Here is a 10,118-nt window from a genome sequence, read left to right as displayed (position 1 = left end):
AGCGCCGATGGTAGTTGGGGTTTTACCCCTGTGAGAGTAGGACGTTGCCAGGCAAACAAAGACAACCTTTATTGGTTGTCTTTTTTTTTGCCTTAGATTATAGGTCTATTCTTAGCTATTCCAATACATAGTTTGTTTAAATAGTCAGTAACTACGAAAAAAGTCGAATCTTTTAATGCTTGAATTTATAGGCTTTGAGGTTTCACAACCGTGAAATTTGGAGAAAATCTGTAGTAGTGAATCGTTGCACTTCCAATTAATTTTCAGTATAATTAAAGTCAAATATAGTCAAAGTCAGAAGATGGGAGGTGGGAAGATGAGAAACATCTCCGATATTATTGAAAAGTATTTAAAACAAGTTTTAGAAATGAGTGAGGGGGACCTTGTTGAAATCAAACGAAGCGAAGTTGCTGATAAATTTCAATGTGTCCCTTCACAAATAAACTATGTGATCAATACCCGTTTTACGATTGAGAGAGGATATATAGTTGAGAGTAAACGGGGAGGCGGTGGTTATATCCGGATCATGAAGGTCCAATCCCACGACTTAGCCCATTTAATTGACCACTTGCTTTCACTTGTTGAAAATCGAATAAGTCAAACTAGCGCAGAGGATGTAATTATTAGACTGATTCAAGAGGAGATCATTACAAAACGAGAGGCAAAAATAATGCTGAGTGTGATTGATCGTTCTGTCTTATATATTGATTTACCATATCGTGATGAATTAAGAGCAAGAATGTTAAAAGCAATGTTAACTTCTTTAAAATATAAATAATAATTGCTCGATGCTTAAAGAGGTGAAAATAATGATTTGTCAAGAATGCAATCAAAGACCTGCAGCACTTCATTTTACCAAAATTATTAATGGTGAAAAAACAGAGGTTCATCTTTGTGAGAAGTGTGCTCAGGAAAAAGGTGAAATGTTTATGCTGAATGGCGAATCTGGTTTTGGCTTTAATAATCTTTTGGCTGGGTTATTAAATATTGATCCATCCTTTAAAAAACCAAGCCAGAATCCATTTCAACAAGAGGAAATTCTCCAATGTCAGCATTGTTCAATGACATTTCCACAGTTTTTAAAGGTAGGCCGGTTTGGCTGTGCTCATTGCTATGAGACATTTAAAGACCAGTTAAATCCAGTTTTAAAGCGGCTGCACAGCGGTAATTGGACACATAATGGCAAGATTCCTAAGCGGATTGGCGGAGCGTTCCAGCTTCGTAAACAGATAGACGAGTTTAAGATGGAAATGAGAGAGGCGATCTCTCAGGAGGAATTTGAAAAGGCAGCAGAAATCCGTGATCAAATCCGAACATTAGAAAAACAACTAGCTGGCAATGAAGAGGGAGGGGAATAGCGTGTCGCTTGAACGATTTATTAATCAAGCCGTCAGTTCCTGGATGAGCGAGGAAGGACCTGATTCCGAAATTGTCCTAAGCTCTCGGATCCGTTTGGCCCGAAACTTTGAAGCTTATAAATTTCCAACTATCTTTTCACATGAAGAAGCAAAAGTGATTATCGATAAGATGGAGGGTATTATAAGAGAATCTCCAATCGATAACTTTGGCAACATGGAATTATTGAAAATGGATGAAATACAACCCCTTCAAAAGCAGGTTTTAGTGGAAAAGCATTTAATCAGTCCGCTGCTGGCGGAAGATTCGCCATATGGTGCTGTCCTATTAACCGAAAATGAAGAAGTAAGTATAATGTTAAATGAAGAGGATCATATTCGAATTCAGTGTTTGTTCCCAGGATTGCAAATAGCAGAAGCTCTTCAGGCTGCGAATGAAATAGATGATTGGCTGGAAAACAATATTCATTATGCTTTTAATGAAAAATACGGATATCTGACGAGCTGTCCAACCAATGTGGGTACAGGTCTGCGGGCTTCAGTCATGATGCATTTGCCCGGATTAATCCTAACACAGCAAATCAATCGTATTATCCCGGCCATTCATCAGTTAGGCCTTGTAGTTAGAGGCATTTACGGCGAAGGCAGTGAAGCATTGGGTAATATCTTTCAAATCTCCAATCAAATTACGCTTGGAAAATCAGAAGAAGATATCTGCCGTGATTTAAAAGGAGTAGCGAGCCAGCTAATTTCACAAGAAAGGTCTGCTCGTGAAGCATTACGAAAAACTTCTAACATACAATTAGAAGACAGAGTGTTCCGCTCGCTGGGAGTGTTATCTAATAGCCGGATCATTGAATCGAAGGAAGCAGCCCGCTGCCTATCAGATGTTCGGCTTGGTATAGATATGGGGTATATAACAAATATGCCTAAAACCATTTTAAATGAGTTAATGATTTTAACCCAGCCGGGTTTTCTTCAGCAATATGCAGGCGGTCCGCTGCGGCCCCATGAAAGGGATATAAGAAGAGCAGCATTAATTAGGGACCGAATAAAAATGGAAAAGGAAAAATAGGTGAGGAGGAAGAGGATATGATGTTTGGACGTTTTACTGAAAGAGCACAAAAGGTTCTGGCACTGGCACAAGAGGAAGCAATCAGGCTTGGTCATAATAACATTGGGACTGAGCATGTTTTATTAGGACTTGTACGTGAAGGTGAAGGAATTGCAGCAAAAGCCCTTTATGGACTTGGTTTAGGTTCTGAAAAAATCCAAAAAGAAGTGGAAAATTTAATCGGTAAAGGACAAGAAGCTTCTCAAACCATCCACTATACTCCTAGAGCTAAAAAGGTTATTGAACTATCAATGGATGAGGCACGGAAATTAGGACACTCCTATGTTGGTACAGAGCATATTCTTCTTGGTTTAATCCGAGAAGGAGAAGGGGTGGCAGCAAGGGTATTAAATAATCTTGGTGTCAGCCTCAATAAAGCGCGTCAGCAAGTATTACAGCTATTAGGCAGTAATGAATCAGGCTCCCACCAAGGTGGTGCCTCTGCAAATGCCAATACGCCAACACTTGACAGCCTTGCAAGGGATTTAACAGCAATTGCCCGTGAAGGCAGTCTGGACCCAGTAATAGGCCGTAGTAAGGAAATACAACGTGTAATTGAAGTGTTAAGCCGTAGAACAAAAAATAACCCTGTGTTAATTGGGGAGCCTGGTGTAGGTAAGACAGCGATTGCCGAAGGGCTTGCCCAGCAAATCGTGAACAACGAAGTGCCTGAAATCCTTCGTGATAAGCGTGTCATGACACTCGATATGGGTACAGTTGTTGCTGGAACCAAATACCGTGGTGAGTTTGAAGATCGTTTGAAAAAGGTAATGGATGAAATTCGCCAAGCCGGAAATATTATTCTCTTCATCGACGAACTTCACACTTTAATTGGTGCTGGTGGAGCAGAAGGGGCGATAGATGCCTCCAACATCTTAAAGCCATCACTTGCCCGCGGAGAACTTCAATGTATTGGGGCTACTACATTGGATGAATATCGTAAATATATTGAAAAAGATGCTGCCCTTGAACGCCGTTTCCAGCCAATTCGGGTGGATGAACCGACTATGGAGGAATCCATTCAAATTTTAGCAGGCTTACGTGATCGTTATGAGGCCCATCACCGTGTTTCAATCACGGATGAAGCCATTGAGGCAGCAGTTAAGTTATCGGACCGATATATCTCTGACCGATTCCTGCCTGACAAAGCTATTGATTTAATTGATGAAGCAGGTTCAAAGGTAAGGCTTCGTTCTTATACAACGCCTCCAAATTTAAAAGAGTTAGAGGTTAAACTGGAGGACATTAGAAAAGAAAAGGATTCAGCTGTTCAAAGTCAGGAATTTGAAAAAGCTGCCTCGTTAAGAGATACAGAACAGCGCCTCCGTGAACAGTTAGAAGAAACAAAGAAAACTTGGAAAGAAAAACAAGGTAAAGAAAATAATGAAGTGACGGTAGAGGATATTGCTAGTGTTGTTTCGAGCTGGACGGGTGTACCGGTCTCTAAGCTTGCACAAACTGAAACAGCAAAATTACTTAATTTAGAGGAAACGTTACACTCCCGTGTAATTGGGCAAGAGGAAGCGGTTATAGCTGTTTCCAAGGCAGTCCGCCGTGCCAGAGCGGGATTAAAGGATCCCAAACGTCCAATTGGTTCATTTGTGTTCCTTGGCCCTACAGGGGTAGGGAAAACAGAATTGGCACGTGCCCTTGCGGAAGCTATGTTTGGTGATGAGGACTCGATGATTCGAATCGATATGTCTGAGTATATGGAGAAACACTCTACATCCAGACTTGTTGGTTCTCCTCCTGGATATGTCGGTTATGAAGAAGGTGGACAATTAACCGAAAAGGTCCGCAGAAAACCGTATTCTGTCATCTTGTTGGATGAAATCGAGAAAGCACATCCAGATGTCTTTAACATCCTGCTTCAAGTTCTCGAAGATGGGCGATTAACCGATTCAAAAGGAAGAACAGTTGATTTCCGAAACACAGTCCTTATTATGACATCCAACGTGGGTGCGGAGGCATTAAAGCGAAATAAGTTTGTGGGCTTCAATATTCAAGACGGGGAACAAGATTACAAAGATATGAAGGGTAAGGTGATGGAAGAGCTTAAAAAGGCCTTCCGTCCTGAATTCTTGAATCGTATCGATGAAATCATTGTCTTCCATGCGTTAGAGAAAAAGCATTTAGAAGAAATTGTGACACTTTTATCAGATCAGCTGGTGAAGCGATTAAAAGAGCAAAATATCTCTCTAGAATTAACACTAGCAGCAAAAGAGAAAATTTCTCAGGAAGGCTATGATCCAGAGTATGGTGCAAGACCACTTCGCCGTGCTATTCAGAAACATATTGAAGACCGTCTTTCTGAAGAATTATTAAAAGGAACGTTATTAACAGGCCAGCATGCTATAATTGATGTAGTCAATGGTGAGTTTGTTGTCAGAATGGCAGAACAACCAAGTTTAGCGAAATAGATTCCAGTTTTACAAATAGTTTTAGTGTCTAACCACACATGCAAGAGGTACACGTGAATAAAGCCAACCCGTGTACCTCTTTTTTATTTATTGTTAATCAAATTTTAGGCAGGATACATGTGCAATACCGTTAGGAAAGGTTTGAAGGAAATGGTTAAACGAAAAACCAAGTTTATCTGCCAAGAATGCGGATATGAATCTCCAAAATGGATGGGGAAATGCCCTGGCTGTGGACAATGGAATAAGATGATTGAGGAAGTAGAAGTAACAGGGACTTCAAGGAGAGGGGCCTTTCAACATACTCAATCTGGTTCGAATCTACTGTCCAAACCTATAAAAATTAATGCCATAGAGATGGAGAATGAGCCGAGAATCTTGACTGATTTAAATGAGCTAAACCGTGTACTTGGCGGTGGTGTTGTTAAGGGTTCACTAGTTCTAATTGGCGGTGACCCGGGAATAGGAAAATCCACCCTGTTGCTGCAGGTATCATCCCAGCTAGCGAACAAAGGTAATTCCGTTCTTTACATATCTGGTGAAGAATCATTAAGACAGACAAAACTTCGTGCAGAACGGCTGGGGATTTCGTCAGAAAATCTGTTAGTCTACTCAGAAACCAACCTTGAAGAAATCAATCGAACAATTGAAAATGAAAACCCCAGCTTTGTTATTATTGACTCCATTCAGACGGTTTATCATCCAGAGGTTACCTCGGCGCCGGGGAGTGTATCTCAAGTCAGGGAATGTACGGCTGAATTGATGCGGATTGGGAAGACAAAAGGAATTGCTATATTTATCGTCGGACACGTGACCAAGGAAGGGTCAATTGCCGGTCCAAGACTGTTAGAGCATATGGTTGATACGGTCCTTTATTTTGAAGGAGAAAGACACCATACATACAGAATTCTTAGAGCAGTTAAGAATCGCTTTGGCTCAACAAATGAAATGGGTATTTTTGAGATGAAGGAATTTGGACTCGAAGAAGTGGAAAATCCATCGGAAATTTTCTTGGAAGAGCGGTCTCGCGGAGCAGCGGGATCCACAGTTGTGGCCTCGATGGAAGGAACACGTCCTGTCTTGGTTGAAATACAGGCACTAATCTCACCTACAAGTTTTGGGAATCCACGAAGAATGGCAACTGGAATTGACCATAACCGCGTTCCTCTTTTAATGGCTGTTCTGGAAAAACGGGTGGGGATGCTGCTGGCTAATCAAGATGCCTACTTAAAAGTAGCCGGGGGAGTGAAACTGGATGAACCAGCAATCGATCTAGCCATTGCGGTAAGTATTGCCTCCAGTTTTAGAGACCGTCCAACAAGACCAACAGATTGTATCATCGGTGAGGTGGGTTTGACGGGAGAAGTAAGAAGAGTTTCAAGAATTGAGCAGCGCGTACAAGAAGCTGCTAAATTAGGCTTCGAACGGGTCATTTTACCGGCTAATAATTTAAGCGGATGGACGGGTCCTAAGGGCATTAAGCTAATTGGTGTTTCTTCAGTTAGCGAGGCACTGCAAGCAGCGTTAGGAGGATAGCAGATGGAAGGTAAAAAGACTGGAGAGGTAACTGTAAGTGATGTATTACAGTTAATTGCGCCGGGCACGCCCCTCAGGGAGGGAATTGATAATGTATTAAGAGCCAATACGGGCGGTCTCATTGTAATCGGCTATAACGAAAAAGTAAAAAGCATCGTCGATGGTGGTTTTTCAATAAATTGTTCTTTCTCTCCGAGCTTTTTATATGAACTAGCTAAAATGGATGGCGCGATTATTTTAAATGAATTAGGAAATAAAATTCTATTTGCTAATGCCCAGCTGGCACCTAATTCTGAAATTCCATCCACTGAAACGGGGATGCGGCACCGCACAGCTGAAAGAGTGGCCAAACAAACGAAATCACTAGTTATCGCTATTTCACAGAGAAGAAATGTAATCACGCTATATCAAGGTAACTTCCGTTATGCCTTAAAGGATATTGGGGTTATATTAACAAAGGCTAATCAAGCCATCCAGACCCTTGAAAAATATAAGTCAGTTCTTGAACAAAGTATAACCAATTTAAGTATATTAGAGTTCGAGGAATCGGTAACCTATAACGACTTTTTGCTTGTTCTTCACCGTTTTGAAATGGTATTGAAGATTAAAAATGAACTCTTAACCTTTTTACATGAACTTGGGACAGAAGGGCGGCTAATCCGCCTGCAGATGAATGAAATCCTCACGGACCTCGAGGAGGAAATCATGCTGATTATAAAAGATTATGCATTCGAACGGGATATAAAGGCCCGGGATGTGCTTCAACGGATGCAGTCATTAGCAAACAGCGGAACGATTGAGGACGTAGTTATATTGAAATTAATGGGCTATCTTGGCTATGTCCATCTTGATGAAAATAAAAACCCGCGCGGTTATCGAATCCTTCATAAGATCCCAAGGCTCCCATTGATTATCATTGAGAACTTAATCACTTGTTTTGGAGAGTTATCTAAAATAATTACAGCTACCGTTGAAGAACTCGATGAGGTTGAGGGAATTGGAGAAGTCCGGGCAAAGAAAATTAAAGAGGGCTTTAAATTAATTAAAGAACGGCTTTATACCGACCGGCATCTATGATGAAGTTTAAATAGACAAACACACACCAAAATATGTACAGTCCCTATTGGTTTGACAGGGGAAATTTCCAATGATACCCTATGAGAAGTAAGAAATTTACAATACAGTTTTTTTAAAAGTTCATTACAAATGGGAAAAAATATCACAAAATGAAGGTTTCAATTTTGTGATTATGTTTATAATGAATTAGAGGAGGTGAAGGAATGTTAAAAAGAATTGTGCAGGCATGCTTCCTCATTATTGGAGGTACACTGGGGATTCTATTACTGCCGGAATTGTTTAAATTACTTCATATCAATGACATTCCACTAATTAATAATTCATATGTTACTGCTATTATAGGGGCTATTATTTTTTATCTTATTACCTTTTGGGCAGTAGATTATGTCTTTGACTTTATTAAATGGACGGAAGATTCTCTGGTTAAGATTCCTGTTACCGATGTACTTTTTGGCAGTGTTGGTTTAATTTTTGGTTTGTTTGTCGCTTTTTTGATAAGTTTTGCTCTAAATGCTGTTCAGGTGCCAATCATAAATGCCGTTGCACCGATCCTTCTGACGCTTTTGTTTGGATATCTAGGATTTCAAGTTGGTTTTAAAAAGCGGGATGAGCTTCTGAGCCTGTTTGGAAATCGAGGAAACAAGAAAAAGTCTGGTGAGGAAGAAGCCGAACCTGCAGCCGGTAAGGCTTTGAAAATATTAGATACGAGCGTGATTATCGACGGGCGGGTAGCTGATATCTGTCAAACTGGATTTTTAGAAGGAACAATTGTTATTCCACAATTTGTTCTGGAAGAATTACAGCATATCGCAGATTCCTCCGATGTATTAAAACGAAATCGTGGCCGCAGAGGATTGGATATATTAAATCGGATTCAAAAGGAACTTTCCATAAATGTAGAAATCTATGAAGGTGATTTTGAAGAGATTAGCGAGGTAGACTCAAAACTTGTTAAACTTGCTAAATTAACCAATGGAATGCTTGTCACGAACGACTTTAATTTAAATAAAGTATGTGAATTACAAAAAGTATCTGTATTAAATATTAATGACTTAGCTAATGCTGTGAAGCCAGTGGTCCTTCCTGGGGAGGAACTAACTGTTCAAGTTATTAAGGATGGAAAGGAATATCATCAAGGCGTAGCTTATTTAGATGATGGAACGATGATTGTCGTTGAAGAAGGAAGGGAATATATCGGCAAGAGGATTGAAGTCCTTGTTACGAGTGTCCTTCAAACATCAGCAGGCCGGATGATATTTGCCAAACCAAAGTTATTGGAAAAAGCTTTATAGGTAATAAATAGAGAAGCACTTCGGTTGAAATAGTAATCGGAGTGCTTCTAGCGGGTATAATGAGTAGAAAGACAGAAGGGGTTTTTTTATGACTTACCAAGTCATTATCCCGGCAGCTGGTCTGGGAAAAAGAATGCAAGCGGGGAAAAATAAACTTTTATTAGAGATTAATGAAATACCAGTTCTGGTTCATACCTTAAAGGTTTTTGAAGAGGATGAAGCCTGCAGCGGTATTCTTTTAGCCATACACCCCCAGGATGAAAAGGAAATTAATGAACTGCTGAAAAATTTTTCAATTGGAAAAGTATTGAGTCTGATACCTGGCGGAGATGAGCGCCAGCACAGTATTCATAATGCGCTAAAAACTGTCAAAGTGGATGGCACGATCCTTGTTCATGATGCAGCACGTCCGTTTATTCGAAAGAGTCATATCCACCACTTAACACAGAAAGCAGAAGAAACAGGAGCTGCAATCATGGCTGTACAGACAAAGGATACCATGAAAAGAGTTTCTGAGGGTGTGGTAATGGAGACTGTCGAACGTTCAAGCTTGTGGGCTGTCCAAACCCCACAAGCTTTTCGCATTTCCTTACTGAAAGAAGCCTATGAAAAAGCTGAAAGGGATCATTTCCTTGGAACAGATGATGCGAGCCTAGTGGAGCGGTTAAATTATCCAGTGGCTATCGTTGAAGGGGATTACGATAATATTAAACTGACTACACCTGAGGATTTATATTTTGCTGAAGCAATTTTAAAAAAGAGAGAAAAGGAGCTAAACTAATGTTTCGAATTGGACAAGGTTTTGATGTTCACCAATTAACGGAAGGACGCCCGCTAATCATTGGCGGCATTACCATCCCGTATGAAAAGGGGCTCTTGGGGCATTCTGATGCAGATGTTTTATTACATACTGTTAGTGACGCATGTCTGGGTGCGATTGGTGAAGGGGATATTGGCAAGCATTTTCCCGATACAGACCCAAATTTTAAGGATGCCGATTCTGCTAAGCTTATGGAACATGTATGGCAGCTTGTCAAGGACAAGGGATATGAACTCGTTAACGCTGATTGTACAATTATTGCCCAAAAACCAAAAATGGCGCCATATATTGAAGAGATGCGGGCAAGAATTGCTGAATTGTTAGAAGCCGCTCCAGAGCAGATTAATGTAAAGGCGACGACGACAGAAAAGCTTGGCTTTACCGGCAGAGGCGAGGGCATTGCTTCACAGGCAGTTGTTTTATTAAAAAAGGTAAATGAATAAACTTTATTGATTTATTTTACAATGGTAAAATAAATCGGTTGAAACAATATTTATTGATGGAGGC

Annotated in this window: 9 protein-coding genes; all 9 read left to right on the top strand. The window is 40.4% G+C overall.

The window, feature by feature from the left end; all coding sequences use genetic code 11:
- The first annotated feature begins 316 nt into the window (after positions 1-316).
- The 9 genes from GXK58_RS23450 (at position 317) to ispF (ending at position 10,054) form a co-directional block, all read left to right on the top strand.
- Entirely contained in the window at positions 317-778 is a 462-nt protein-coding gene (locus GXK58_RS23450) for a CtsR family transcriptional regulator (RefSeq protein WP_160725601.1), read from the top strand.
- Between the two features lie 31 nt (positions 779-809).
- Complete coding sequence (locus GXK58_RS23445) at positions 810-1,358, top strand: UvrB/UvrC motif-containing protein (RefSeq protein ID WP_160725600.1); 549 nt, start codon at positions 810-812, stop codon at positions 1,356-1,358.
- Position 1,359: 1 nt separating this feature from the next.
- A complete protein-coding gene (locus GXK58_RS23440; RefSeq protein ID WP_160725599.1) occupies positions 1,360-2,430 on the top strand; it encodes a protein arginine kinase in 1,071 nt (356 codons plus the stop codon).
- A 17-nt stretch (positions 2,431-2,447) separates the two neighbouring features.
- Positions 2,448-4,889 (top strand): ATP-dependent protease ATP-binding subunit ClpC, encoded by a 2,442-nt coding sequence (gene clpC / locus GXK58_RS23435; RefSeq protein ID WP_160725598.1) that lies wholly within the window; start codon positions 2,448-2,450, stop codon positions 4,887-4,889.
- Positions 4,890-5,039: 150 nt separating this feature from the next.
- Positions 5,040-6,422: a DNA repair protein RadA gene (gene radA / locus GXK58_RS23430; protein WP_160725597.1), complete on the top strand. Its 1,383-nt coding sequence runs from the start codon at positions 5,040-5,042 to the stop codon at positions 6,420-6,422.
- A gap of 3 nt (positions 6,423-6,425) precedes the next feature.
- On the top strand, positions 6,426-7,499 hold the full coding sequence (disA, locus tag GXK58_RS23425; protein WP_160725596.1) for a DNA integrity scanning diadenylate cyclase DisA: 1,074 nt from the start codon (positions 6,426-6,428) through the stop codon (positions 7,497-7,499).
- A gap of 203 nt (positions 7,500-7,702) precedes the next feature.
- A complete protein-coding gene (locus tag GXK58_RS23420) occupies positions 7,703-8,791 on the top strand; it encodes a PIN/TRAM domain-containing protein (RefSeq protein WP_160725595.1) in 1,089 nt (362 codons plus the stop codon).
- An 88-nt stretch (positions 8,792-8,879) separates the two neighbouring features.
- Complete coding sequence (gene ispD, locus GXK58_RS23415) at positions 8,880-9,572, top strand: 2-C-methyl-D-erythritol 4-phosphate cytidylyltransferase (RefSeq protein WP_160725594.1); 693 nt, start codon at positions 8,880-8,882, stop codon at positions 9,570-9,572.
- Entirely contained in the window at positions 9,572-10,054 is a 483-nt protein-coding gene (ispF, locus tag GXK58_RS23410; RefSeq protein ID WP_160725593.1) for a 2-C-methyl-D-erythritol 2,4-cyclodiphosphate synthase, read from the top strand. Before ispD ends, ispF begins: the two co-directional genes overlap by 1 nt.
- Positions 10,055-10,118: the final 64 nt, after the last annotated feature.

Source organism: Bacillus sp. USDA818B3_A, assembly GCF_009928415.1.
Taxonomy (GTDB): Bacteria; Bacillota; Bacilli; order Bacillales; family Cytobacillaceae; genus Neobacillus.
Note: the sequence above shows the minus strand (reverse complement) of the source record. Positions and strands in the feature narration are given on the sequence as shown.

Bases quoted from the DNA above. Each gene is read 5' to 3' on its own strand.
- GXK58_RS23445 (WP_160725600.1), top strand. From the start codon at position 810: ATGATTTGTCAAGAATGCAATCAAAGACCTGCAGCACTTCATTTTACC.
- GXK58_RS23450 (WP_160725601.1), top strand. From the start codon at position 317: ATGAGAAACATCTCCGATATTATTGAAAAGTATTTAAAACAAGTTTTA.
- clpC (WP_160725598.1), top strand. From the start codon at position 2,448: ATGATGTTTGGACGTTTTACTGAAAGAGCACAAAAGGTTCTGGCACTG.
- ispD (WP_160725594.1), top strand. From the start codon at position 8,880: ATGACTTACCAAGTCATTATCCCGGCAGCTGGTCTGGGAAAAAGAATG.
- ispF (WP_160725593.1), top strand. From the start codon at position 9,572: ATGTTTCGAATTGGACAAGGTTTTGATGTTCACCAATTAACGGAAGGA.
- GXK58_RS23420 (WP_160725595.1), top strand. From the start codon at position 7,703: ATGTTAAAAAGAATTGTGCAGGCATGCTTCCTCATTATTGGAGGTACA.
- radA (WP_160725597.1), top strand. From the start codon at position 5,040: ATGGTTAAACGAAAAACCAAGTTTATCTGCCAAGAATGCGGATATGAA.
- disA (WP_160725596.1), top strand. From the start codon at position 6,426: ATGGAAGGTAAAAAGACTGGAGAGGTAACTGTAAGTGATGTATTACAG.